The sequence below is a fragment of the Paraburkholderia sp. BCC1885 genome (assembly GCF_900996235.1).
Taxonomy (GTDB): Bacteria; Pseudomonadota; Gammaproteobacteria; order Burkholderiales; family Burkholderiaceae; genus Paraburkholderia.
The window spans coordinates 1-428 of the sequence record NZ_CAAJGM010000184.1; the positions used below are offsets into that span (position 1 = coordinate 1).

At 70.6% G+C, this 428-nt stretch carries 1 protein-coding gene; it reads right to left on the reverse strand.

Translation table 11 applies throughout. The features are described from left to right. Positions 1–428: gamma-glutamyltransferase (locus tag FQ755_RS16730; protein WP_186308547.1), on the reverse strand; the 428-nt coding region annotated here is incomplete at both ends.

Genomic DNA, 428 nt, shown 5'->3' on the forward strand with positions numbered 1-428 from the left:
CGTGACGCCGCCCGAGCTCGGCGGCGGCGCCGAGATGAAGGTGTAGCCGCGATAGTCGCATTTGAGCGGCTCGGTGTCCTCGGCGCGATAGGCGGCGAAGTCGGCCGCGCTGATCACGCCGCCGCCCTGCTTCGAGGCCGCCTCGACCACCTGCGGGATCCTGCCGTGATAGAAGGCCTCGTCGCCGTGCCGGGCGATGTTCTCGAGCGTCGCCGCGAGATCCTTCTGCACCAGCCGGTCGCCCGGCTGCAGCGGCGAGCCGTCGGCGCGCAGGAAGATGCGCGCCGCGTCCGGATCGCTGCGGAAGCGCTTGGTGGTGGTATCGAGGATGTCGGTGTCGCCGCGCGTGAGCACGAAGCCGTCGCGGGCGAGCTTGATCGCCGGTGCCATCACCTGGCGCAGCGTGAGCTTGCCGTATTTGCGCTCGG